This window comes from Halovivax ruber XH-70 (genome assembly GCF_000328525.1).
In the GTDB taxonomy this organism is placed as follows: Archaea; Halobacteriota; Halobacteria; order Halobacteriales; family Natrialbaceae; genus Halovivax; species Halovivax ruber.
In genome coordinates, this window is record NC_019964.1 from 56763 (window position 1) to 80690 (window position 23928).

Sequence of the window (23928 nt, forward strand, 5' to 3'; positions counted from 1 at the left end):
ACGACCGAATAGCTGCCCTGGAGTGATGGACCGAAGCGAGCGGGACGGGGTCGAACCATTTTATGCGCAGGGATGGCAGCGTCCGGCATGCCGACGATCGAATTGACGGGGTGAATCGGACCGTTTCGCTGACGAGGGACGTTTCTCGACACCTCGGTCGCGTTCGGTGCGGCTGCAAACGCGGCTCGTCTCGCCGGTCGCCGACGAAACCCCGCAGCCGCCCAGGTCCCGATTATTTGGTGGTCAACCGCGTGAGGCCACGCTATGGCCTCGGACGTGTCCCCTTCGAACGGGGATACGCCGATCCTCGAGGGCTTCAAGGCGAGGGTACGATACTGGGCGCCAGCGATCGCCGTGAGCCTGACGACGTTCATCGTGGTCGTCAACGCCTCGCTGATGAACGTGGCGATCCCCACGATGGTGGACGAGTTCGATACCACGGTCACCGTGATTCAGGGGGCGGTGTCGCTCTATTCGCTGGTGATCGCCGCCCTGATTCTCCCAGCCGGGACGCTGCCGTCCCGGCACAGTACGAGGCGCGTACTGGCGGTGGCACTGGTCGCCTATGCCGGCGGGACGCTGGTGGCGGCGATTAGCTGGAACACGACGGTTCTCTATCTCGGTTGGTCGCTCGTCCAGGGCGCCGCTGCCGCCGTGATATTCCCCCTGACGTTCACCGTCTTGACGGTCAGTTACGAAGACGACGATCGGGCGACGGCGTTCGGGCTGTTGGCCGGCGTGCACGGGGTTGGATCGACGCTCGGACCGATCATCGGTGGCGCGCTAACCACGTACGCGAGTTGGCGGTGGGGATTTTCGCTCCAGATCGTCGGTGTGGTGGTGATCCTCTTTTTCGTTCGGTACGTGACGCCGAACCCGCTGTCGGAATCGCGCAGTTCGCTGGATACGGGCGGGACGGCGCTGTCGATCGTCGGTGCGACGTCGCTCGTCGTCGGATTCCTGCTGAGCGGGAAGTACGGGTGGCTCGTCGAACGGCGGCCGTTCGTCGTCGGCGAGGTGCAGTTCAATCCGTTCGGGACGTCGCCGTCGATCTGGTTTCTCGGGGTCGGACTGCTCGCGTTCGCCGCGTTCGTTCAGTACGAACGCCGACTGGAACGCGCCGGGAAGTCGCCGCTCGTTCCCCTGCACGTCCTGACGAATCGTCCGTTTTTGGCCGGCGTGATAACGTACAACATTCGCTCGATCGTTTCGGCCGGGTTCGTGTTCATCTTCCCGGTCTATCTGCAGGCGGTGCTCGGATACACCGCCTTCGAAACCGGGCTCGCGCTGTTACCGTATTCGATCGCCTCGATCCTGTTTGCGACGGGTACGACCGGCTGGCGCAAGCACGTCTCCCCGAAGACGCTCGTCCAGGTCGGCATCGTGTGTATGGGCGTCGGACTGCTGGTGTTGTACGGGCAGACCGGCCCCGATCAGACGATCGGCAGGATGATCGTGCCGGTGACGCTCTACGGGGCCGGCGTCGGGCTCATCGTGGCACAGATCGGCAATATGACGATGTCGGCCGTCCCGACCGCGAACTCCCCCGAGGCGTCCGGCGTCCTGAACGTGAGCAGTTCGATCGGCTTCGCCATGGGGACCGCCGTCCTCGGCTCGTTTTTTCTCGGACGGTTCTACGGCAGCGTCGTCGACGGTGTCCTCCGAGCGGAACACGAGACAGTTTCGCCGGCGCAACGAAACGACCTGGTGATCGCGCTCGAAGATGCGGCGGAGACGGCGACCGAAGCCACGCAGCAACAGTTCCTGGACCAACTCGCCCCAGCCCAGCGGCGGTTGCTCGAGGGGATCTTCGAGGCCGCGATGTTCGACGCCCAGCGGGCGACGCTGCTCCTCCTCGTCCTGTTCGTGGGGCTCCTGCTCGTCGCATCGACGTTCCTGCCGCGGCAGATTCCGGACGCCGACGACGGAACCGACCACTCCGAATCGCCCCGTGGTTCCACGGGCGACCCGTCCGAAACCGGCGACCATCCGTGAGGCTCCTATCACGAAATGGTGGGACTGTTTGGGTCGTCAGCCCGCGTCTCGTTTCTTAGTGGCCGAAACGGCAGGGCCTCACCACGTCACACCGTCCGCACGGCACTCCCAAATCACGGATCGAGTGCGCCACTCACCGCTCGGACTCGGCTACCCCGAGGGTGCCGGCGATCCGTCTCGCGAAACCCGCTTCGACGACGACCGTGACGAGAATAACGAGAAAGACGGTGCCGAGCAGCAGGTGCGCGCCCGACGGATCCGACGGCGGCGCCTCCGTCTGCAGCCGGACGGCGAACAGCGTCGCGACCGACGCCGGGATGATCCCCCGCGGACCGACGAAACTCACGAACAGCCGTTCGCTCGTCGTGAAGCCGACCCCGATCGTCGAGCCGAAGACCGCCAGCGGACGGATCACGACCATCAGCGCCGCGACGACCGTGAGCCCGGCCGCTCCGAGCGCGAGGAGCTCTGCGAACTCGAGCAACGCCGCCAGCGTGATGAAGACGAACGAGAGGACTAGCACCGTCACGTCCCCCATGAACTGCAGGATCTCCGCTCGGTAGGGGAGTTCGAGACTCCCGAGGGTGAACCCCGCAGTAGCGGCGGCCACGATCCCGGCCTCCGAGAACACCGAGTCGGCGGCGGCGAACGCGATGACGGCACCGGCCAGCGCGAGCAGTCGGGCCGTCTTCGGCGCGGTCGCCGATGGCTGTTCGACCTGCGTAAGGAGGTACCAGACGACCCCGGCGACGACGAATCCGACGATCACCCCCATCGCGAGCCGCTGGACGAAGAGCCACACGTACCCCTTCGGCGCGAGGTGCATGGCCGTCATGGCCTTGAACAGGACGACCGCCAGCACCGCGGCAGTCACGTCGTTGACGATCCCTTCGACTTCGAGCGTCGTGGCGACCTCCTCGCGAACGGGAACCACCGCGAGGATCGGCGCGATGACCGTCGGCCCGGTGGCGACCAGCAGCGCGCCGATGAGAAACGCGATATCCCAGCTCGCTCCCAGTAGCAGGCGCACGGTCAGCGCCGTCCCGACGAACGCGATGACCGCGCCGATCGTGATCATCCGGCTGACTGCCTTCGACGCCGTCCGGATGGCCCCGTGCTCGAGCCGAAACGTGCCCTCGAAAATGATGATGGCGACGCTCACGCCGACGATGGTCGAGAGCGCGTCGCCGACGACGGCGGGCGTTATCAACCCGAGACCCTCGGGACCGATGGCGACGCCCGTGAGGATGAGAAACAACACGCTCGGCACTCGGTAGACCGCGGCGAGAAACTGCGCCGCCGTACCGAGGCCGACGATGGCCGCGATGAGGGCGACGGCGTCGAGACTGACGTGTATGGACACCGGTCTATCGACCTCCTGGACGAGAGGTGGGACTATCCGCGTCCCACACGGCCGGCGCGGTACGCCTCACGGGTAGTTCCCGGCCCGTACGACCGACATGCGGTGGTCTTCCACACCCAGTCACAAATATTCGCAGACTCGGCCACGACCGATCGCTATCGAGTATTGCCGGCGTCGGTTCGAGAGTCGTTCAACAATCCACGATCCGAAACGGGCGTTCCCCGGATCGAATGCGGGAAATCCGGATTGGCGCCGTTGTACTCGTTCGGAACCGGGAGAACGGCCACACCGTAGACGGAGGTGTGTTCAGCGCGACCGGGGGGACACGTCGAGTCGACGGTCGATATTGAGGGATTCGGTCGCCGGAGGCGCTACGACGGAAATCCGGCCCTCGTCACTCGACCGGCTCGGCCTCGGGGAACTGATAGCTCCCGTCGAGAATCGCCTCGCGCGGTTGGTAGAGCCGAACCGTGTAGTTCCATCCCTCTGGTGTATAGCGGAAGTTCGGCCGCCACCCAGCGCAAGCATTCCGGCGAGGCCCGCCCCGCGAAGCGCGTTTCGGCGCGTTGCTCGCAGTAGTTCGGCGTTCGATTCTGGCGTCGCGTGATTCGGTTCTTCGCTTATGGCTCATCCTTCCGAGTGTCCCGCCGGAGCGGTTGGGACCGACTCACGCCCTCCCACTCCAGCAGTTCACATAATACGGCGACGATACCAGCGGTGGATTTCACGACGCGGTGAGAGTGACAGGCAGTTGCCGCTCCGCGTTCTCGATCGACCACTGGTGCCGGTAGTGATCGCGCATACCCGTCAGTCCGTGCTGCATTCGCGCTTCGCGAGGCGCTCGTCGATCGAGCCCGTCGATGAAACGCTGAACTCGGCCTTCTCAGCCGAGCCGCCGCGGCGGCGAGTCCCCTGTACGGGACCGACCGACGGCCCGTAGGCCCTGCGTACTTTTCTCGTACACCCCGAGACGTGGCGTATGGCTGAGCACTTCGGGGTCCTCGCGCTGGCGCCGCCGCTGCTGGCGATCGTGCTGGCGATGACGACGCGGCAGGTGCTGGTGTCGCTGTTCGCCGGCGTCTGGGTCGGCGCGTTGCTCGTCGCCGAGTGGAACCCGATCGCGGCCACGGCGCTGACGATGGACTGGATCGTCGCGGTCGTCCGGGAGCCGTTCGACGCCAAGTTCATCGTCCTGATCCTCTTCATGGGCGCCGGGGCGGCGTTCATCTACCGTTCGGGCGGGATCCTGGCACTGGAACGCGCGATCGGGGATCGGGTGACCACCGCTCGCGATTCTCAGCTGCTCACCTGGGTCATCGGCGTGTTCATCTTCTTCGACTCCTACACGAGTACTGTCGTGACGGGCAACGCGACGCGCGAACTCGCCCAGGAGAATCGCTCCTCCCGGGAGATGCACGCGTACGTACTCGACTCGACGACGTCACCTGTGACCACGTTCGGCCCGGTGTCGAACTGGGTCGGCTTTCAGGTGTCGATGGTCATCGTGGGGTTCGAGGCGGCGGACGTCACCGCCGCCGAGCTAGACGTCACCGCGTTCGGCCTGTTCCTGCAGTCGATTCCGTGGAACATCTACTGCTTCATGGCCTTCTTCATGGTCGGATTTATCGCGCTCACCCAGCGGTTCTACGGGCCGATGATAGACGCCGAGTGGCGTGCCCGCTCGACGGGCCGGACGATCCGCGAGGACGCGACGCCGCTGTCTGACGTCTCCACGGACGTCGGCGAGCCGAGCGAGCTGAATCCGAAACTCGCGAACTTCTTCGTGCCGATCGCCGTCCTGCTCGTCGTCGGCCTCGTCTCGATGTGGTACCTGGGTGGCGGGCATCAGCCCGGCGTCGACGTCGCGACCGCCTTCGAGGAGACCGACGTCGCGCTCGGACTGCTCTACGGGGCGTTCGCGTTCATGGTCACCGGCTTCGCGGGCTCGCTCGCCTACCGGACGATGGATCTGGACGAGGCGAGCGACACGATCATCGACGGCTTCAACACCATGATGATCGCCGTCGCGATCATCGTCCTCGCGTGGGCCATCGGCCTGGCGGCAGAGGAGGTCGGCACCGCCGAGTTCATCGTGGACGTGATGGTCGGCAGCGGTGTCCCCGGCAGCTTCCTCCCGCTGATCGTCTTCCTCGCGGCGATGTTCGTCGCCTTCACCACCGGGACCTCCTGGGGCACCATGTCCATCCTGACCCCGCTCGCGATCCCGCTCGGCCTCGAACTCGTCGGCCCGTCGGTGCTCCCGGTCGTGATCGGGATGCTGTTCGGCGGTGCCATCTGGGGCGACCACAGTTCGCCGATCAGCGACACCACGGTGATGTCGTCGATCTTCGCCGGCTCCGACCACATCGACCACGTCAACACGCAGGTCCCGTTCGCGGCGACGGCTGCCGGCGCCACCGTGGTCGTCCTCGTGCTCTACGGCCTCGGACTGCGGAGCCCGCTCGTCGCGCTGCCGCTCGCGTTCGCGCTGACGATCGTCGCGGTCCTCGTGCTCAACAAGCTCGACGCGCGGCGCAAGGGCCTCCCCGAGGTGATGCCGACGGCAGCGGCCATCGAGTCGGGTGCGGCCGACGCGGACCCCCTCGAACGCGACGTCGCGGGGGCCGACGACGGGTACGACTACCTCTCGCCGATTCCCGTCATCGCGGTCACCATCACCGCCGCGTACGTCACGCTGGTGTTCGCGTTCGCGACACTCGGCGGGTGAACGCCCCGGCCGGGATCGCCGGTAGGGCCACTCCCGTTCGACGTCGATCCCGCGAAACGCGACCGTTGCCCCCTCTTCGCTCTCGGCGCCGCACGTGCCAGCCGTGGGCCGTGGCGACGCGCCGACCGGGAGCGAACACCTGTCCGGACGACGATCGACCCTGTCCCAACGCGGAGCGCGCTACAGCCTCGAATTCGGGACGCGGGGGACTCCAGGCGTGGCGGACGCGACGATCCGGATCTCTGTCGACGAGGCTGCCCGTCTTGGCGCCCGATCAGCCCGGTTACGGCCAGTCGTTGCGTGAGAGAGGGCAATCGTTTTCGCGTCACCATGTGTACTCTTCTCATGGGCGGGGATACCGCGAACCACTATCACGGCGATTCGCCGACCGGCGACGTCGCCTACCTGGTCCGTTCCGGCCACCGCGTTCCCGCGCTCGTCGCGATGACAGAGCGCCCGCGGAGCCGGTCGGAACTCTGCGAGCTGACGGGCGTGTCCGCCTCCACGATGCGGCGGACGATCGCCGCGTTCGAGGCCCGCAGCTGGGTCCACAAGGAGGGCTACCAGTACGTTGCGACCCGGCCGGGGGAAGTGATCGCGGCCGAGATGGAGCGGCTGCTGGCCCGGGTCGAAACCGAGCGCTCGGTGCGCGCCGTCTGGGACTGGCTCCCCGCGGCGATCGGCGACCTCTCGATCGAGACCTGGGGCGAACTGACCGTCACTGCCGCCGAGCCCGACGCCCCGTACCGCCCGGTAAAGCGGTTCGAAACGCTCCTCGGGCGGACGAGCGCGGTCCGATTCCTGCGACCCGAGGTCGCCCTCATGGAGTTCTGTTTCGACCTGCTTGAGGACTTGCTCGACGACGGCGTCGAGCTCACGCTGATCGACCGGCCGGCGTGTCACGCCTACTTCTTCTCGACGTACCCCGAACACGCCGCGGCGATGGTCCGGCGGGACAATTTCACGGTCCTCGCACACGACGACCTGCCGGCCTACGGCGTCGGGCTGCTCGACGACCGGGTGATCGTCAGCTGCTACGAGGCGGGCAGCGGGACGGTGCAGGCGCTGATCGACACCGACGACCCGGCGGTCCGCGAGTGGGCCCGGTCGACGGTCGAGCGATACGCGGCCGACGCCCGGGCCGTCGAACCCCCTCGGATCGCCGAGTAACCAGCTCGTCGACGACTGCCGGTAACTTCGCCAGTTGCGGACCACGTTCACGCCGAAGTGTGACACTCGGTCACGACCTGGCCAGGGAGCAGTGGGTGCCTCACGGCCGGGGTGTCCACGTCCGGCAGGCGCCGCCGGTTTGTCACGAGATGCCTTCTCGACTCTCGGGATCCTACGAAGGACTGCCGGAGGCGACGACCATGACTGACGACACACCCATTGCACACGGAATCGATCGCGAAACCCTCGAGGGGTTCGCCGAACACGCGGCCACAGATCCCGACGCGGTCCAGCTCGGTCTCGGAGCGTCGGCGACCTACGAGGGGATGGCCGCCCACAGCCTGGCGAAGGTGGACAGCTACGAACTCGGCGGCGAGACGATCGCCCGCGAGACGCGCGAGTACACCATCCCGTACGGAGCCTGGAAGGAGGTGCTGGACGCCGGCGGCTGGATTGGCGCGACGGATCGGATCGAGCCCGTCGAAGCCGCGCTGTCGGCGCTCGCCGCCTGTCTCAACGTCGGCATCTCGATCAACGCCGCCGCGAACGGCGTCGAGATCGACTCGCTGCGGACCCACGTTCGCACCGACTTCGACCCGGCGGTCCTCTTCAGCCTCGCGGACCTTCACGAGGCGGAGTCGGTCTACGAAAACCTGACCGCCGAGATCGAGATCGACGGCCCGGACGTCGACGCGGAGCAGGTCGACGAGTGGGCCCGACGCGCGCCCGTCTACACGCTCGTCTCGCTCGCTCAGGACGTCGAGATGGACATCACCACTCCCGCGAAGGTGGCGGGCGACGACTGACCGGTACGCCGCGCTGCGCGACGCCCTCGACGCGGAGAAACTCGACCGTGCGGGCCGCGACGTCGCGGGCGTCGGCTCTCATTTCTACCTGGCGGTGCCTGAAAACCAGCCGAGGCCGTCCGCGACCCCTTCACACCACTTCCTCGATAACCACGCCGCGGAACGCGACTGCCGCCCCCTCCTCGCTCTCGGAGACGCCGACGTGCCAGCCGTGGGTCGCGGCGACGCGTTCGACGCGGTCACTGCGCATGTCGGCCGTGGCCGTCCCAACCCCGCCGTCACCTGCCGATCGGCCGGCGACGTAGAACCCGTCGTCGGTGGCGCCGACGGCGACGACCGGCGCCGCGCCCGTGTCCGCTCCGTCGGCGCCGTCGCCAGTGCTCGCCGCCCCGCTCGCGGTCGACAGCAGTTCCTCGACCATCGCCAGCAATCGGTCTCGCTGGCCCTCGAAGCGAGCGTTCGGGCCGAGATCGAGCGAGGCGTCGCCGGTGTCGGCGCCGCCCCAGGCCTCGCGCGCCAGGTCGTGGAGGTCGATCCTGTCTCGCTCGACGACGACGGCGTCGCGGCCCACGAGTCGGGTGAGGTGGGCGGTCGTCTCGGCGAGCGCGTCGTGGGCGTCGTCGATCTCGGCGAAGTGCTCTCGATCGCCCGTCTCCTCGGCGACCTCGAGGTAGCCGCGGGCGACGTTGAGCGGTTCCTGGAGGTCCGACTCGACCAGTTCGGCGATCGACTCCAGCCGCCGCGACCGGGCGGCCAGTTCCTCCTCGGCACGACGCCGCTCGGTGACGTCCCTGCAGGCGACGAGGCCGGTGTCGGCTCCCGGGCCCTCACCCGCAGTGGCCGGGGGGACGACCGTGACCGTAATCGCACGCACGCCGTCGGTCCCGTCGTATCGCCCGTCGAGCGTCGACTGGCCACCCTCGCCACCGGCGATGGCGTCCGCTGACGTCGTCCCGTCGCTCGCCTCGCCACCGCCTGCGGGGGCGACCGTCGGACCGGCGGCCGGTCGCTCTCCGGTGACCCAGTTTCGCTCGGCGTCCGCCGGATCGAGGGCGGCGCGGAAGCGCTCGTCGTCGACCTCGACCCCCGCCGCGTCGACGACGTCGGGCACCGCTGCTCCCCGTGCGGTGTCGGGGTCGACGCCGAACGTGGCCGTGAAGGCGTCGTTGACGGTCCTGACGGTCGCCGTCCCCGCCGACTCGACGGTGTAGAGGCAGACGGGTTGGGGGACGATCGAAACGGCCCGCTCGAACCGGTCGCGTTCCTCACGAAGCTGGTCGCACTCGTCACCGAGCCAGTCGCGCTCCTCGCGAAGCCCATCGGCCACCCCCGCGAGGTGGCCGGCCGCGGTCTCGAATCGATCGCGCTCGGTCGCCAGTTCGGCCACCCGGCGCGTGAGCCGTTCGTACGCCGATCCGAGGTGGGCGGCGGCCCGCCGGTGGCGGTCGTCCTCGCCGACCGACACCCCCGTCTCGGTGCCGGGCGAACACAGCCACGCCACCTCGTCGGCGAGGTGTGCCACGGCGTCGGGGGTGTCACTGCGGACGTAGGCGTCGACGCCGTCGGTCGAGTGGGCCATCGCCGGGTCGAACGATCGCTCGCAAAAGAGGATCAGGGGCGTCCCCGCCGCGGCGTCGATCACGTCGAGGATGGCCGCGCCCTCGGCGGTCGTCGGCGTCTCGGCGAAGACGACGCAGTCGGTCATCTCGGCGGCGTATCCCACCTCCTCGACGGTCGTCGCCGGTTCGACGGCGAGGCCGTCCGCCACCGATTCCAGTGCGGACGCACCGCTCTCGGCGGCCTCGATCGTCGCGGCGACGTAGACCACTGTTCGGGTATCCGACATCGGTTTCGGCCGTCTCGTCCGTACGCTATGCGTGGATGTCGTAATGTAAGTATTGTCTGTGTCAGTGGCTAATCAGTCAGACTCGTCCGCGGCGTGATGGCGCGCTACGCGCCGCGTCGACGGAGTGAGACGGCGAACAGGGCCCCGACGGCGAGCGGGACGAGCCAGTAGAGCGCGAACGGTCGGTAGGCCGACAGCACTCGCGTCGGTGCCTGCAGCGCGAAGCGGGTCACGGCGCCGGCCGAACCAGCGACGACGATGCCGACGGCGAGGACGTGCTGGCGCGACGGCATCGACAGTGGCTCACCGGGTTGTGACCGGCGCGTTCTGACGCCGGTGACGGCGAGGGCAGCGGCAGCGCCGGCCGCACCCGTCGTCAGCGACACGGCGAGGTCCAGGTCGAGGGTCCAGCGGAACGCGAAGAGCTCCCCGACGAGTTCGGGCGCGAGCGCGATGGCGAACGCCAGAATCGGCCCGCCGTTCCAGATCGCGTAGCCGATGGGGCCGAGCGTCGCGACGAAGAGCCCCACCAGAATGAGGACCGTACTCAACGCGTCGAACGTCGGCGAGAGTGTCTGCAGCGTGCCGCCACGGAGCTCGCCTCGCGTGAGCGCGCTGAGTGCGTAGAGCCCCCACAGGGCGAGGAGGGTTCGCAGCGTGAGGGCGGTCCGGCGTTCCTCGAGGCCGAACAGTGATCGATCGAAGCCGAGTCGGGTCGACCCCGTTCGACCGATCGCACTCGCGTCCGGCGTCGAGGGTTCCTCGGACGGCTCGCCCGCCGACCCCACCGACTCGTCGCTCATGCCGACCGCTCCCGTGCCCCCTCGTGCAACCCCCGCCGATCGGGTGCGGGCGGCCGAACGAGCGATGCGCGCCCGTCGTGATCCACGGCGTCGCCGTTCGCGAGGTCGAGCGCACGGGGTGTGACGCGCCAGCCGGCCGCGTCGTAGATCGCTTCGATCGTCTCGCGAGCGCCGACGTAGGTGGTGATCCCGTGTGTGGGCCGGACGGGCGTGTCCTCGTGGGCCTGCATCGAGACGATGCCCTCGAACTCCCAGCACCGGACGTGCAGGCGGCCGTGCAGGCCGAGTGGGGATTCGGCCGCCGTCGCGTGCTGGTGGACGTACGCGTCCTGGGTCGGATCCCACGCGTACCGGGCGTACTCCTCGACGTGTCGCGTCCAGCCGGCCGCCTCGAGGACCGCCATCACGCTGTCGAGGCCGACTTCGGCGTCGGCGAGTGGGAAGACGACGTTGATGGGACACGTCGACGCGAAGCCGTCGTCCGTCGGCTCGTAGTGGTAGCGAGCGATCGGACTCGCCCCTTCGCTCTCGATGTGTGCGCCGTCGAACGCGCCCGCGTCGTCGGTCGCGGCGGCCACGGTCGACGGGCGCGTGGGTGGCGACGGGGCCAGCGCGAGTCCACCGACTGCGGCGAGACCGATGGCACCGAGATCCCGGAGGACCGTTCGGCGACGTCGGCTCGACTCCGCGTCGTGGTTAGTCCCCGGCCGGGGATCGGACTGGCCGCTGGCTCGGCCGTCGCCACCGGCCTCTCCTGCCCGATCTTCATGGATACTGTGGAATAATATATCTTCAGAGCTATTGGTCATCTAATCTGTCCTTCTCTGTGAGTTGTATTGACAGTTTCGACCCGGCCGCAACTGGGCAGGGACGCACTCGCTCTGCGGCCCTCATCGATCACGTCGCCCACCACCGAACACGCCGACCCCCCTCCGAACACGCCGACCTCTCCGGTCACGTCGACCGCCACCGAACGCGTCGTCCACCCCGATCACGCCGCGCGCCGTTCGCCCGCGCTGGGGCGGGTGCGGAACTGTTTTACCCGCTCCGGCGCGAAAACGCACCAATGAGCGACCTCGAGGAGGAGTACCGTCTCGAGTACTTCAGGGAGGAGGGGTTCGAGCGTGTGGAGTGTGTCTCCTGTGGGAATCACTTCTGGACGCGTGATCCGGAGCGCGAGGTGTGTGGGGAGCCGCCGTGTGCGACGTACGACTTCATCGGCGATCCCGGCTTCGACGAGGAGTTCACCTTGGAGGAGATGCGAGAGGCCTTCCTCTCGTTCTTCGAAGACCACGACCACGAGCGCATCGAGCCGTACCCGGTCGCGGCGAACCGCTGGCGTGACGACGTCCTGCTCACCCAGGCGTCGATCTACGACTTCCAGCCGCTGGTCACGTCGGGCCAGACGCCGCCGCCGGCGAACCCGTTGACCATCTCGCAACCGTGTATCCGGATGCAGGACATCGATAACGTCGGCAAGACCGGCCGGCACACGATGGCCTTCGAGATGATGGCCCACCACGCGTTCAACGCCCGCGAGGATCTCGACGATCCCGGGCAGTACGCCTTCGAGGGCGAAGTCTACTGGAAGGACCGAACCGTCGAACTCTGCGACGAACTGCTCGACGAACTCGGCGCGGACATCACCGAGGTCACCTACATCGAGGACCCGTGGGTCGGCGGCGGCAACGCCGGTCCCGCGATCGAGGTCATCTACAAGGGCCTCGAACTCGCGACGCTGGTCTTCATGTGTATGAAGCAGGATCCCGACGGCGAGTACGAACTCAAGGACGGGAACACCTACTCCTACATGGACACCTACGTCGTCGACACCGGCTACGGCCTCGAACGCTGGACCTGGATGAGCCAGGGCACGCCGACGGTCTACGAGGCCATCTACCCGGAGATGATCGCGTTCCTGAAGGACAACGCCGGCCTCTCCTACACCGACGAGGAGTCCGATCTCGTCGGCCAGGCGGCCCGCCTCTCCGGAAATCTCGACATCGACGACGTCGACGACGTCGAGGCAGCCCGCGGCGACATCGCGGCGGAACTCGGCGTGGACGTCGCCGAACTGCGCGACCTCGTCGAGCCGCTAGAGCACATCTACGCCATCGCCGATCACTCACGCACGCTCGCGTACATGCTCGGCGACGGCATCGTCCCCTCGAACGTCGCGACGGGCTATCTCGCGCGGATGGTCCTGCGCCGGATGAAACGCCTCTGTGACACCGTCGGCGTCGACGCCCCGCTCGACGAACTCGTCGACATGCAGGCCGAACGCCTGGGCTACGAGAACCGCGACACGATCCGCGACATCGTGCGGACGGAAGTCGAGAAGTATCGCGAGACGTTAGAACGCGGGAGCCGCCGCGTCGAGGATCTGGCCGAGGAGTACGCCGAACGCGAGGAACCGATCCCGACGGACGACCTCATCGAGCTCTACGACTCCCACGGCATCCAGCCGGACACGGTCGCCGAGATCGCCGACGACCACGGCGCCGACGTCGAGGTTCCGGACGACTTCTACGCGCTCGTCGCCTCGCGACACGACGAGGAAGTCGCCGCCACCGCCCAGAGCGGCGACGAGGATCGGTTTGCGGACCTCCCCGAGACGGAAAAACGCTACTACGACGATCAGGAACGCACCCAGTTCGAGGCGGTCGTCCTCGACGTCTTCGAGCACGACGACGGCTACGACGTCGTCCTGGACGGGACGCACTTCTACCCCGAGGGTGGTGGCCAGCCCGCCGATAGGGGGACACTCTCGACCGATGAAACCACCGTCGACGTCACGGACGTCCAGGAGGAAGGCGGCGTGATCCTCCACCGGACCGACGACGAACTCGGCAAGGGTGAGTTCGTCACGGGCCGGATCGACGCCGACCGGCGGCGACAGCTCATGGCCCACCACACGGCGACACACATCGTCGGCCACGCGGCCCGCGAGGTGCTGGGCGAGCACATCCGCCAGGCCGGCGCCCAGAAGGGTGTCGACTCCTCCCGGCTCGACGTCCGCCACTACGACCGGCTCTCCCGCGAGGAGGTCGAGGCGATCGAACGCGTCGCGAACGACCTCGTCACGGCGAACGTCCAGGTCTCCCAGGAGTGGCCCCACCGCAACGAGGCCGAGGCCGAGCACGGCTTCGACCTCTATCAGGGCGGCGTGCCACCGGGCGAGAACATCCGCCTGATCCACGTCGCCGAGGACGTCCAGGCCTGCGGCGGCACCCACGTCGCTCGCACGGGCGACATCGGCGCGATCAAGATTCGCTCGACCGAGCGCGTCCAGGACGGCGTCGAGCGCCTCGTCTTCGCGGCGGGCGAGGCCGCCATCCGGGCCACCCAGGAGACCGAGAACGCCCTCTACGAGGCCGCCGAGATCCTGGACGTCGATCCGCAGGACGTTCCCGAGACGGCCGAGCGCTTCTTCGAGGCCTGGAAGGACCGCGGCAAGCGCATCGACGAACTCGAAGAACAGTTAGCGACGGCCCGGGCCGGCAACACCGACGACGCCACGGAGGTCGACGTCGGCGAGGCGACCGCGGTCGTCCAGCGCATCGACGCCGACGTCGACGAACTCCGCGCGACCGCGTCCGCGTTCGTCGAGGAGGGCCAGATCGCCGTCCTCGGTAGCGGCACGGACAGCGCCCAGTTCGTCGTCGCCGTTCCCGACGGCGTCGGCGTCAACGCCGGCGAGGTCGTCGGCGAACTCGCCGCACAGGTCGGCGGCGGTGGTGGCGGCCCCGCCGACTTCGCGCAGGGCGGCGGTCCCGACGTCGACGCGCTGGCGGACGCCCTCGAGGCCGCGCCGGAGATCCTCCGGCAGGTACGCAACGCCTGAACACTGGCCTCGATCGGTCTGCCCGTCGCTCGCAGGAATTCTTCGACCGGTCCTCACGCCCGCGGATAGTCGTGGCCGAGCACGAGCGCGACGACGTTGAGTGCGAGCAGGGCGACCAGGAGCCCGAAGCGCAGACCGGAGTCCACACCGGCCAGCAACAGCGGGAGGTAGACGATCGGTAACAGCGTCCCGGCCCAGAAGGAGACGGCTGTTAGCGAGGGCGTGACGGCGAGTGCGGATTGACGATCGGTGCTCATCGCATCCGCTCTCTGTCGACGAATCCGTCGCCGGTAGCGCGGATCCAGACGGTGGATTCCGACGCTGAGGCGTCCGCTGGCGGGACGAACGCACACTCGTCGGGCCCGGTCGGCTGGTCGACGATCACGTGCTCGAAGCAGTCGGTCGGTTCATCGGTGGCTACCGCCGGCCACTCGGTGTCGGGTGCGGTGCTCATGTGTGTTCGGGCCAGCCCTGCTACGCGTGAATCGGGCATTGTTATCGAAGGGCTACACGCGCGGGTGGAGTGAGTTGCCGGCGCCTACCGGCGAGAAGGCGGTGCGTACCGGGCGACGAGAGGGTTTTTCGGCCGACGGTGGCACCGTTCACGGCGCGTCGTCACCGCTTCTGCGTGTCCGAAGGCGTCAGGGGGAGACCGGCCGGGCGCCGAGTGTCAGGTCGACGGTCGTGCGCTCGCCGTCGCGGATGAGTTCGACCGCGACGGTCTGGCCGGGGCTCGTCTGGAGGGAGAGGACGCGCGAGAGGGCGTGGTTGTCCGGAACCGGTTCGCCGGCGAGGCCGACGACGACATCGCCGCCGACGGGGATAGGGACGCCGTCGCGGGCGACCTGTCCGTCGGCGCCCTGCAGGACCCCGTCGGCCGGCCCGTCGCGGGGCGTCTCGACGATCATGACGCCGGTGGCTTCTTCGAGGTCGTTGGCGGCCGCGACGGCGGGCGTCACCTCGCGTAGCCTGACGCCCATCCGCGGGTGCTCGTATCGGCCGGTCTCGATCAGGCTGGGGAGGACGCGAGTCGCCAGCGCGGCCGAGATGGCGAAGCCGACGCCCTCGACGATGCCGGCGTTGATCATACCGACGACGCGACCGTCCATGTCGAGCAGCGGGCCGCCGCTGTTGCCCGGATTCACGCCCGCGTCGGTCTGGACGGCGTTCGGGATGTCGTAGTCGTTCGGGCCCGGGAGCGAGCGGTTCACACCGCTGACGATCCCGCGGCTCATCGTGCCTTCGAGACCGTACGGGTTGCCCACCGCGACGACCTCCTGGCCGACGGTCGGGAGGACGTCGGTGAACGAGAGCGAGGTGGCGGCCTCGGGCCGGTGGACGACGTCCAGGGCGGCCAGGTCGCTGTAGACGTCGGTGCCGACGACCTCGGCTTCCGTCCAGTCGCCGTTCGTGTACTGCAACTGGATCGTGCTCGCTCCTTCGACGACGTGGTTGTTCGTCACGAGGTGGCCGTCGTAGACGAACGCCGATCCCTGGCCGCCGATCTGTTCGCCGTTCTCGTCTTCGCCGCCGCTGACCGTCACCATCGCGACCGAGTCGATGACGTCCGCGTAGATCCCGGTGTAGACCGTTCCGTCGGCGCGCTCGTCGAAGTCGACGGCGCTGGGGAGCGAGGAGTCGCCCCGACCCGCCTGCGCGCGGGACCCGGGTTCTGCGCACCCGGCGATGGCGGCCAGTATCCCGCCGCCACCGGCCGCCAGAAACGCTCTGCGAGAGGGAGCCGGATCGTCCATATGCCGGCCACGACCCGGACCACCTTCAAGTCCGTGATCCGGTACTTCGCGTGAGAGCCGAGGCAGGTGCGCGGTGCGAGCGCGCGAATGGAAAGCGTGTTAGGCCCGCCCGCCCCACCTAGGCCCAATGACTCTCACGGATGCGGCGGCCGACCTGCTTGCAGGCGGCCCCGTCTGTGACGCCTGCCTCGGGCGGCCGTTCGCCGACCGAAGCTTCGGCCTGCGAAACGACGAGCGCGGCCGGGCGCTACGGACCACGCTGGCCCTCGAGGCGGACGAGCCGTACGAGCCGGTCGACCCCGTCGAGTGCTGGGTCTGCGAGGGCTACTGCGGGACGTTCGATGCGCTCGCCGAGGCCGTCGTCGAGACCCTCGATGGCGTCGACTTCGCTACCTACCAGGTCGGGACGGTCGTCCCGCCGCTGGTCGAGGAGAACGACCGCCTGCTCCGCGAGGACGCCGGCATGGAACCTGACGCCGGCGAACCCCTCAAACGAGAGGTCAATCGCGAGGTCGGCCGCCGCGTCGGCGCGCGAACCGGCGCCGAGGTCGACTTCGACCGGCCGGACGTCCTCTGCATCGTCGACCTCTCGGCGTTCGGCCCGTACGCGATCCTCGAAGACGGCGAAGCCGTCACGGCCCACGCCGTCGACCGTCAGATCAACCCCGCGTTCGTCTACGGCCGCTACCGCAAGATCGAGCGCGACATTCCACAGACGGAGTGGCCCTGCCGGGAGTGTGGCGGCAGCGGCACCCAGCTCACCGACGACGGCGAGGAGCCCTGTGACTACTGCGGCGGCTCGGGCTACCTCTACGACACGAGTATCGAGGAGACGGTTCGCCCGCACGTCGTCGCGGCGATGGACGGCCGTGAGGGCACCTTCCACGGGGCAGGCCGGGAGGACGTCGACGCCCGGATGCTCGGCACCGGCCGCCCGTTCGTTCTCGAGGTCAAACACCCCCACCACCGGACGCCCGACGTCGAGGCGCTCGAAGCCGAGATCAACGAGGCCGCGGCGGGCGCCGTCGAAGTCGAGGGCCTCCGCCTCGCGACCCACGACATGGTCGAACGCGTCAAGGAACACGACGCCAGCAAGCGCTACCGCGCCGCCGTCCAGTTCGACGAGCCGGTGAGCGCGACTTCCCTCGACGAGGCGTTCGCCGAACTCGAGGGAACCACCGTCGAGCAGTACACGCCCCAGCGGGTCGACCACCGCCGGGCCGAGCTGACCCGTGAGCGGACCGTCTACGCCATCGACGGCGAGCCGGGGATCACCGAGACGATGGCCGACAGCGTCGAGACGGAACTCCTGGAGCCAGAAGACGTGGACACCACCGCCACCATCGAGGTCCACGGCGCCGGCGGTCTCTACATCAAGGAACTCATCAGCGGGGACGACGGCCGCACCGAGCCGAGCGTGGCTGGTCTGCTCGACACCGGCGCCGAGGTGGCAGCTCTCGACGTGCTCGCTGTCGAGGGCGAGGACGAACCGTTCGAACGCGCCGACTACTTCAAAGACGAGGCCGCCGACGGCGGAGGCGAATCCGGTGACGCGGAGGAGACTGGCGACGGAGACGAATCCGGCGACGACACCGGTGATGGCGAGTGACCCCCTCCGACCGACAACTCCACGCCCTCTACCTCCTCGGCATCGCGCTCAACGCGATCGGACTGGCTTACGCCATCGATTCGGGCGAGTACCTCTTCGCTGGCACCTTCGTGCTGATCCTCGTGTACATCGTCTTCCGGTTCCGGCTGACGCGGTGACGTAGACTTGCTTACCGGGAGTTGACCTGGATAGTTCGGCTGTCGTTTCCAAAGCCGACCGAGGGTTTAACTGTGATACAGGCGTATCACAACACATGAGTACAGACACGAACGCTGGCGATGGCCGGATGGAGAAAATCAACGTCCGCGTCCCGGAATCGCTCTCCGCTCGAATCGACGAAGAGTGGGAACGTCGTGGCTATACGAGCAAGTCGGAGGCGATTCGTGACGCACTCCGGGACTGGGTAACGCCACCGCAGGAACTCTCCGACGAGACACTCGATGCCCTCAGCGATAGCCGTCGGGAGGATCGTCAGGGTGAGACGGTCTCTGTAGACGAAGCACGCGAACGACTTGGACTGGATGACTGACGTCGAGTACACCGAGACGGCCCTATCTCAGTTGGATGCTCTGGAACCCCAGGTAGCCGATCGCGTATTCAACAAGGTCGACGAAGCGACAGAGTGGACCGATCACCGGCTGGAACCGCTTGCCGGATATCCGTACTACAAACTTCGTATCGGGGACTACCGAGCTATCATCACCTGGGATCGGTCGGCGGATCGACTGCTCGTTGAGGCCGTCGGCCACCGACGAAACGTGTACGATCGCCATCTTCCTCCGTAACGACTTTCGTTCGTACGACTTGGTGACATTTGGGCGGGTGCCGAAAACTATCCGTTTACAGCGTCGTATTGGCGGTACAGTGTGACCGCCTCGAACGCCCGCCGCCCGAGAACCAGTAGTGCGAGCGGGATTCCGGCCGAGAGAGTGAGCAAGCCGCCGAAGAAGACGCAGCCGCCGATATCGGCGTACAACGCGTGGAGGCTCACGACCGACAGAAAGAGTGTCACTGCAGCGAGGAGCCCGATCCCCGCCGTCCAGAGGGCGTGAACACTCTTGATGGCGGTGATACCGCCCGAAACGATCGAAGCGCTCGTCCGGATCGCGCTGACGAGCACGACGATGGCCAGCGCGCCGGGCACCAGCAGTTCCGGATTGGCAGGAAAACCGGCCACCTCCGGCCACGACGGGTACTCGACCGGGACTCCCGTACTCATCACCCAGACGACGAGGAGCACGCCGACAGCGAGGGCGGTCTCGACCGTTCGGACAACCCCGCCCTTCATTTTATTCGACCTGTCGTTCAGCGTACTGGTCAATAAGCGTTCGGTCGGGCCGGTCGGAGTCACAACGATTTTGCGCCCCTCCGACGATGACCCACCAGATGGTCTTCGGCGTCGACGAGGCGGGGAAGGGGCCGGCTATCGGGCCGATGATCGCCGTGGCCGTCCGGGTGGCCGACCGCAGCCACCTCCCCGACGGGATGGCCGACTCGAAGGACCTCGCCCCGGACCGGCGCGAGGACTTGGCGGCGCGACTCCGGGCGGCCGACGACGTCGCCGTCGGCGTCTGTGCGATCACGTCGGACCGGATCGACGACCCGGAGACGGACATGAACGGACTCGCCGTCGCCGCCCACGCGGGAGCGATCGAGGCGGCGCTGGCCGACGCGGGCCTGGATGGCGCGGGAACCGACGACGATCCTCCCGCGGGCATCTGTGACGCCTGCGACACGGATGCGGACCGCTTCGCCCGGCGGGTGACCGACGCCTGTTCGCCCCCGATCGACGTCGCGGCCAAACACGGCGCCGACGCCGACGACCCGCTCGTCGGCGCGGCGAGCATCGTCGCGAAGGTCGAACGGGACGCCCGGATGGCCGACATCGCCGCCACCTACGCCGACGCCGGCTACGGGGATCCGGGTAGCGGCTACCCGAGTGATCCGAAGACACGGGCGTTCCTCGAAGCCCACGTGGACGAGACGGGCCGGCTCCCCGACTGTGCCCGCCGGTCGTGGGCGACCTGCCGTGACGTGCTCGCCGACGCCCAGCAGTCGGGCCTCGCCGACTTCGCTGGCGAGTGATGCCAGCAGGGAGACGGGGAGGGTTTTTCTCAGTTCCGTCCGCAGGCACCCGTATGCAACACACGGCGGAGGAGTACGGCGACTACTGGGAGGGCGCCGTCCGGATCGCGATCGGTGTGCTACTCGCGTGGATCGGTCGGACGGCCGGTGCGCCGTTTCTCGCGCTGGACGGCCTCGGCCCGACGGCGGTCGGCTTCGTGGTTTTCGCCGGCACCGCGCTGGTGGGAACGTACGTCGCCGTCCTCGGACTCGCCCGGGTGATCAGAACGGCCGTCGCTGCGGAACGTCGGCGCTGATCCGCCCCATCGGCGCGAGGCGGCTTCTCGTTCTCACTTATTTCCGTTCGCTGGGCCCGCTGGCCGCGATCCTGTCGCCCTCGGCCGTGTCACTTCGTCACGTTTTACCCATTGCGATTCGAAACTGCTTCCATGAGTGACGTTCCCTCACGTGAAGAGGTGCCGGCCGAACACACCTGGGATCTCTCCCGCATCTTCGACTCGCCCGACGACTGGCGCGACGCCTACGACGACGTCGCCGACCGCCTCGACGAACTGACCGCCTACGAGGGCGAGACGGCGACCGATGCCGCGACCCTTCTCGAGACGCTCGAGACCCGAGATGACCTCATGCGCGAGGTCGAGCGCGTCGCGACCTACGCGCAGATGCGCCGCGACGAGGACACGAGCGACCAGGAACGACAGGCGATGGCCGCGCGGGCCGAGTCGCTCGTCGCCGACGCCCAGTCGGCCGCCTCGTTCGTCGAACCGGAGGTACAGGAACTCACGACCGACGAGTTCGAATCCTACGTCGACGAGGAACCCGACCTGGAGCGATATCGGCAGTACGTCGACGACGTCCTCCGGATGAAGCCTCACACGCGGTCGCCGGAGGTCGAAGAACTACTCGCCGACTTTGGCGAGGTCACCGGGACCGCGGGCAACGTCTACTCGATGCTCGCGAACGCGGACATGACGTTCCCCACGGTCGAAGACCCGGACGGCGAGGACGTCGAGATCACGCAGAGCAACTTCGTCAACCTGCTCAAACGCCCCGACCGCGACTTCCGCGAACGCGTCTACGAGGCGTACTTCGAGGAGTGGGGCGACGTACGAAACACCGTCTCGACGGCCTACGCCAAGAGCGTCACCGCCGACGTCCGGATGGCCGAAGCCCGCAACTACGAGACGGCCCGCGAGGCCTCGCTCGACGACGCCAACGTCCCCGTCGAGGTCTACGATACGCTCGTCGACACCGTCAACGACAATCTCGACGCGCTGCACCGCCACGCCGAACTGAAACAGGCGGCACTCGACGTCGACGAGCTCCGCCCGTGGGACCTCTACATGCCGCTCACCGGCGGTGAAGGTCCGGAGATTCCCTACGACGAGGCCTGCGAGCACGTGATCGAGGCCGTCGCGCCGCTCGGCGAGGACTACCAGGCCCGACTCGCCGAGGGCCTCGAGTCGCGCTGGGTCGACGTCTACGAGAACGAGGGTAAACGCGCCGGCGCCTACTCCGGCGGCACGTACGACACCGAACCGTTCGTCCTGATGAACTACCAGGACGACGTCGCCTCGATGTACACGCTGGCGCACGAACTCGGCCACTCGCTGCACTCCGACAACACGCGGACGAACCAGCCGTACGTCTATTCGAACTACGAACTCTTCGTCGCCGAGGTCGCGAGCACGGTCAACGAGGCGCTCCTGACCGAGCACCTCCTGGAGACCGTCGAGGACCCCGAGTTCCGCGTTCACATCCTGAACGAGTTCTTAGAGCGTGTGCGCTCGACGCTCTTCCGCCAGACGCTGTTCGCCGAGTTCGAACACCGCGCCCACGAACTCGAGGAGGCCGGCGAACCGCTGACCGCCGACCGCTTCGACGAACTCTTCGGCGACCTCAAGGCCCGCTACTACGAGCCGGCCGTCCTCGACGACCACATCGCCCGCGAGTGGATGCGCATCCCGCACTTCTACCGCGCGTTCTACGTCTACCAGTACTCGACCGGCATCTCCGCCGCACTCGCGCTCGTCGACGACATCGTCGCGGACGGCGACGAGGCGGCCGCCGACTATCTCGAATTCCTCCGCCTCGGCTCCCGGGAGTACCCGCTCGACCTGCTCGAGATCGCCGGCGTCGACATGCGCTCGCCCGAACCCGTCGAACGGGCGATCGACCGCTACGCCGACCGGCTCGACGAACTGGCCGACATCGTCGACTGACCGGCCAGCCGTTCTCTCACTCTCTCTCTCTCTCACTCTCTCTCACTCTCTCTCTCTCACTCTCTCACTCTCTCACTCTCTCTCTCTCACTCTCTCACTCTCTCGCACCCGAACCCTCTCTCGCTAGCACTCACGGCCTCGTTGTCTCCTCGTCGTTCACAGCCATCACGATGCAGCCGTACCCGCGACCCAAAGGCACATTTACATCCGCCGATTATCCCTCGCTCATCAGAATGGCCCGAAGTCCGTCGTTGCCCGACCGACCGACCCGCGACATCGACCCGAACCTCCCCGACGAGGAGCGCCTCGACGCGCTTCGGTCTCACCACGAAGAACTGACCGACGTGCAGGAAAAACTCGCTTCGCAGCTCGAATCCGCCGAGCATCGGCGGGACGAACTCCGCGAGCGCGTCGATCAGGTCGAACGCGAGAACGAGTGTCTCAAACACTCGCCGCTGTACGTCGCCTCTGTCGAGGAGTCGTTCGACGGCGAGGTCGTCGTCAAACAACACGGTAACAATCAGGAGGTCCTGACCGAGGTCTCCCCGCGCATGGCTGACCGCATCGAACCCGGCGACCGCGTCGCCGTCGACGACTCCTTCGGCCTCCAGACCCTCCTCTCGGCCGAGACCGACGCCCGTGCTCAGGCGATGGAGATCACGGAGAAGCCCGACGTCTCCTACGACGACATCGGCGGGATCGACGACCAGGTCCGCGAGGTACGCGAAGCCGTCGAACAACCGCTCGCCGAACCCGAACTGTTCGAGCAGGTCGGCATCGAACCGCCGTCCGGCGTCCTGCTGTACGGCCCGCCGGGCACCGGCAAGACGATGCTCGCCAAAGCCGTCGCGACGAAGACCGACGCCACGTTCATCAAGATGGCCGGCTCCGAACTCGTCCGCAAGTTCATCGGCGAGGGCTCTCGCCTGGTACGAGACCTCTTCGAACTCGCTCGCGAGCGCGAACCCGCCATCATCTTCATCGACGAGATCGACGCCGTCGCCGCCACACGTACCGACTCGAAGACCTCCGGCGACGCCGAGGTCCAGCGGACGATGATGCAACTGTTGAACGAGATGGACGGCTTCGAACACCGCGGCGAGATCAGCATCATCGCCGCCACCAACCGCTTCGACATGCTCGACCGCGCCATCCTCCGCCCCGGGCGCTTCGACCGCCTCATCGAAGTCCCCGAACCCGACGTCGAGGGCCGCGAACGCATCTTCGAGATCCACAGTCAGGACCTCTCGCTCGCCGACGCCGTCGACTACGACACCCTCGCCGAGCGCACCGACGGCTACTCCGGCGCCGAGATCGAGAGCGTCACCACCGAAGCCGGCATGTTCGCCATCCGCGACGACCGCACCGACGTCACCATGGCCGACTTCGAAGCCGCCATCGACAAACTCGAATCCGACGACGGCACCGAGTACGTCTCCTCCGAGAACTACTTCTTCAACTAACAACGACCTTTTGCGCTGCAAACTTTTGCGCTGCGTGCGGTCGCGTAGCGACCGCACTCGGCAAAACTTTGATGAAAAGCACTCCTCCTTTCCCGCCAGCCGCGCTACGCGCGGCTTCTGGGTCAGTCGTCGGCCCGCTCACTTCGGCTACGCCTCGTTCGCGGTGAGTGCACTAGTGTATACCAGCCCTTCCCCGTTGGCAGGCGGTTCTGCCCGAACCGCCTGCCAGGCCGCAAAATT

21 protein-coding genes are annotated in these 23928 nt (G+C 67.5%); 13 read left to right on the top strand and 8 right to left on the bottom strand.

The genetic code is table 11. The features are described from left to right. Positions 1-264: 264 nt before the first annotated feature. On the top strand, positions 265-1995 hold the full coding sequence (locus HALRU_RS00295; RefSeq protein WP_015299419.1) for an MFS transporter: 1731 nt from the start codon (positions 265-267) through the stop codon (positions 1993-1995). A gap of 133 nt (positions 1996-2128) precedes the next feature. Here the strand turns inward: HALRU_RS00295 and HALRU_RS00300 are convergent, their stop codons facing one another. Next, complete coding sequence (locus HALRU_RS00300) at positions 2129-3358, bottom strand: cation:proton antiporter (protein WP_015299420.1); 1230 nt, start codon at positions 3356-3358, stop codon at positions 2129-2131. Positions 3359-4397: 1039 nt separating this feature from the next. Here HALRU_RS00300 and HALRU_RS00310 point away from each other — a divergent pair. From HALRU_RS00310 to HALRU_RS00320, 3 genes are all read left to right on the top strand, one after another. Next, complete coding sequence (locus HALRU_RS00310; protein WP_394295000.1) at positions 4398-6086, top strand: Na+/H+ antiporter NhaC family protein; 1689 nt, start codon at positions 4398-4400, stop codon at positions 6084-6086. Between the two features lie 345 nt (positions 6087-6431). Beyond that, positions 6432-7256 (top strand): helix-turn-helix transcriptional regulator, encoded by an 825-nt coding sequence (locus HALRU_RS00315; RefSeq protein ID WP_015299423.1) that lies wholly within the window; start codon positions 6432-6434, stop codon positions 7254-7256. 200 nt (positions 7257-7456) lie between these two features. Further along, positions 7457-8062 (top strand): OsmC family protein, encoded by a 606-nt coding sequence (locus HALRU_RS00320; protein ID WP_148680366.1) that lies wholly within the window; start codon positions 7457-7459, stop codon positions 8060-8062. Between the two features lie 130 nt (positions 8063-8192). Here the strand turns inward: HALRU_RS00320 and HALRU_RS00325 are convergent, their stop codons facing one another. The 3 genes from HALRU_RS00325 to HALRU_RS00335 all read right to left on the bottom strand — a co-directional run bounded on the left by HALRU_RS00325 (position 8193) and on the right by HALRU_RS00335 (position 11520). Then, positions 8193-9908, bottom strand: a complete 1716-nt coding sequence (locus HALRU_RS00325; RefSeq protein WP_015299425.1) for a hypothetical protein — start codon at positions 9906-9908, stop codon at positions 8193-8195. Between the two features lie 104 nt (positions 9909-10012). Then, the gene (locus HALRU_RS00330; RefSeq protein ID WP_015299426.1) at positions 10013-10711 is read right to left on the bottom strand and encodes a hypothetical protein; all 699 of its coding nucleotides are present in this window, start codon (positions 10709-10711) and stop codon (positions 10013-10015) included. After that, positions 10708-11520, bottom strand: a complete 813-nt coding sequence (locus HALRU_RS00335; RefSeq protein ID WP_015299427.1) for a hypothetical protein — start codon at positions 11518-11520, stop codon at positions 10708-10710. Before HALRU_RS00335 ends, HALRU_RS00330 begins: the two co-directional genes overlap by 4 nt. Positions 11521-11777: 257 nt before the next feature. Here HALRU_RS00335 and alaS point away from each other — a divergent pair, with 257 nt between their 5' ends. Beyond that, the gene (alaS, locus tag HALRU_RS00340; protein ID WP_015299428.1) at positions 11778-14555 is read left to right on the top strand and encodes an alanine--tRNA ligase; all 2778 of its coding nucleotides are present in this window, start codon (positions 11778-11780) and stop codon (positions 14553-14555) included. Positions 14556-14608: 53 nt separating this feature from the next. On the opposite strand, the gene HALRU_RS00345 is transcribed toward alaS, so the two are convergent. The 3 genes from HALRU_RS00345 to HALRU_RS00355 form a co-directional block, all read right to left on the bottom strand. Further along, entirely contained in the window at positions 14609-14812 is a 204-nt protein-coding gene (locus tag HALRU_RS00345; protein WP_015299429.1) for a hypothetical protein, read from the bottom strand. Continuing rightward, a complete protein-coding gene (locus tag HALRU_RS00350) occupies positions 14809-15009 on the bottom strand; it encodes a DUF7511 domain-containing protein (RefSeq protein ID WP_015299430.1) in 201 nt (66 codons plus the stop codon). Before HALRU_RS00350 ends, HALRU_RS00345 begins: the two co-directional genes overlap by 4 nt. Positions 15010-15196: 187 nt before the next feature. Beyond that, a complete protein-coding gene (locus HALRU_RS00355; RefSeq protein ID WP_015299431.1) occupies positions 15197-16309 on the bottom strand; it encodes a S1C family serine protease in 1113 nt (370 codons plus the stop codon). A 127-nt stretch (positions 16310-16436) separates the two neighbouring features. On the opposite strand from HALRU_RS00355, the gene HALRU_RS00360 reads away from it, so the two are divergent. From HALRU_RS00360 to HALRU_RS00370, 4 genes are all read left to right on the top strand, one after another. After that, on the top strand, positions 16437-17918 hold the full coding sequence (locus HALRU_RS00360; protein WP_015299432.1) for a tRNA pseudouridine(54/55) synthase Pus10: 1482 nt from the start codon (positions 16437-16439) through the stop codon (positions 17916-17918). Then, the gene (locus tag HALRU_RS15520) at positions 17915-18076 is read left to right on the top strand and encodes a hypothetical protein (protein ID WP_015299433.1); all 162 of its coding nucleotides are present in this window, start codon (positions 17915-17917) and stop codon (positions 18074-18076) included. The genes HALRU_RS00360 and HALRU_RS15520 overlap by 4 nt, the downstream gene beginning before the upstream one ends. Positions 18077-18171: 95 nt before the next feature. Next, complete coding sequence (locus HALRU_RS00365; RefSeq protein ID WP_015299434.1) at positions 18172-18447, top strand: ribbon-helix-helix domain-containing protein; 276 nt, start codon at positions 18172-18174, stop codon at positions 18445-18447. Beyond that, on the top strand, positions 18440-18703 hold the full coding sequence (locus HALRU_RS00370; protein ID WP_015299435.1) for a type II toxin-antitoxin system RelE family toxin: 264 nt from the start codon (positions 18440-18442) through the stop codon (positions 18701-18703). The genes HALRU_RS00365 and HALRU_RS00370 overlap by 8 nt, the downstream gene beginning before the upstream one ends. A 47-nt stretch (positions 18704-18750) precedes the next feature. On the opposite strand, the gene HALRU_RS00375 is transcribed toward HALRU_RS00370, so the two are convergent. Next, entirely contained in the window at positions 18751-19206 is a 456-nt protein-coding gene (locus tag HALRU_RS00375) for a hypothetical protein (protein WP_015299436.1), read from the bottom strand. Positions 19207-19304: 98 nt separating this feature from the next. On the opposite strand from HALRU_RS00375, the gene rnhB reads away from it, so the two are divergent. The 4 genes from rnhB to pan2 all read left to right on the top strand — a co-directional run bounded on the left by rnhB (position 19305) and on the right by pan2 (position 23688). Continuing rightward, positions 19305-20003 (top strand): ribonuclease HII, encoded by a 699-nt coding sequence (gene rnhB / locus HALRU_RS00380; protein ID WP_015299437.1) that lies wholly within the window; start codon positions 19305-19307, stop codon positions 20001-20003. A gap of 53 nt (positions 20004-20056) precedes the next feature. Beyond that, a complete protein-coding gene (locus HALRU_RS00385) occupies positions 20057-20299 on the top strand; it encodes a hypothetical protein (RefSeq protein WP_015299438.1) in 243 nt (80 codons plus the stop codon). Between the two features lie 132 nt (positions 20300-20431). Continuing rightward, the gene (gene pepF / locus HALRU_RS00390; protein WP_015299439.1) at positions 20432-22225 is read left to right on the top strand and encodes an oligoendopeptidase F; all 1794 of its coding nucleotides are present in this window, start codon (positions 20432-20434) and stop codon (positions 22223-22225) included. A 233-nt stretch (positions 22226-22458) separates the two neighbouring features. Next, a complete protein-coding gene (gene pan2 / locus HALRU_RS00395) occupies positions 22459-23688 on the top strand; it encodes a proteasome-activating nucleotidase Pan2 (RefSeq protein ID WP_148680367.1) in 1230 nt (409 codons plus the stop codon). The last annotated feature ends 240 nt before the right edge of the window (positions 23689-23928 follow it).

Bases quoted from the DNA above. Each gene is read 5' to 3' on its own strand.
- HALRU_RS00295 (WP_015299419.1), top strand. From the start codon at position 265: ATGGCCTCGGACGTGTCCCCTTCGAACGGGGATACGCCGATCCTCGAG.
- HALRU_RS00310 (WP_394295000.1), top strand. From the start codon at position 4,398: ATGACGACGCGGCAGGTGCTGGTGTCGCTGTTCGCCGGCGTCTGGGTC.
- HALRU_RS00315 (WP_015299423.1), top strand. From the start codon at position 6,432: ATGGGCGGGGATACCGCGAACCACTATCACGGCGATTCGCCGACCGGC.
- HALRU_RS00320 (WP_148680366.1), top strand. From the start codon at position 7,457: ATGACTGACGACACACCCATTGCACACGGAATCGATCGCGAAACCCTC.
- HALRU_RS00325 (WP_015299425.1), bottom strand. From the start codon at position 9,908: ATGTCGGATACCCGAACAGTGGTCTACGTCGCCGCGACGATCGAGGCC.
- HALRU_RS00330 (WP_015299426.1), bottom strand. From the start codon at position 10,711: ATGAGCGACGAGTCGGTGGGGTCGGCGGGCGAGCCGTCCGAGGAACCC.
- HALRU_RS00335 (WP_015299427.1), bottom strand. From the start codon at position 11,520: ATGACCAATAGCTCTGAAGATATATTATTCCACAGTATCCATGAAGAT.
- alaS (WP_015299428.1), top strand. From the start codon at position 11,778: ATGAGCGACCTCGAGGAGGAGTACCGTCTCGAGTACTTCAGGGAGGAG.
- HALRU_RS00345 (WP_015299429.1), bottom strand. From the start codon at position 14,812: ATGAGCACCGATCGTCAATCCGCACTCGCCGTCACGCCCTCGCTAACA.
- HALRU_RS00350 (WP_015299430.1), bottom strand. From the start codon at position 15,009: ATGAGCACCGCACCCGACACCGAGTGGCCGGCGGTAGCCACCGATGAA.
- HALRU_RS00355 (WP_015299431.1), bottom strand. From the start codon at position 16,309: ATGGACGATCCGGCTCCCTCTCGCAGAGCGTTTCTGGCGGCCGGTGGC.
- HALRU_RS00360 (WP_015299432.1), top strand. From the start codon at position 16,437: ATGACTCTCACGGATGCGGCGGCCGACCTGCTTGCAGGCGGCCCCGTC.
- HALRU_RS00365 (WP_015299434.1), top strand. From the start codon at position 18,172: ATGAGTACAGACACGAACGCTGGCGATGGCCGGATGGAGAAAATCAAC.
- HALRU_RS00370 (WP_015299435.1), top strand. From the start codon at position 18,440: ATGACTGACGTCGAGTACACCGAGACGGCCCTATCTCAGTTGGATGCT.
- HALRU_RS00375 (WP_015299436.1), bottom strand. From the start codon at position 19,206: ATGAAGGGCGGGGTTGTCCGAACGGTCGAGACCGCCCTCGCTGTCGGC.
- rnhB (WP_015299437.1), top strand. From the start codon at position 19,305: ATGGTCTTCGGCGTCGACGAGGCGGGGAAGGGGCCGGCTATCGGGCCG.
- HALRU_RS00385 (WP_015299438.1), top strand. From the start codon at position 20,057: ATGCAACACACGGCGGAGGAGTACGGCGACTACTGGGAGGGCGCCGTC.
- pepF (WP_015299439.1), top strand. From the start codon at position 20,432: ATGAGTGACGTTCCCTCACGTGAAGAGGTGCCGGCCGAACACACCTGG.
- pan2 (WP_148680367.1), top strand. From the start codon at position 22,459: ATGGCCCGAAGTCCGTCGTTGCCCGACCGACCGACCCGCGACATCGAC.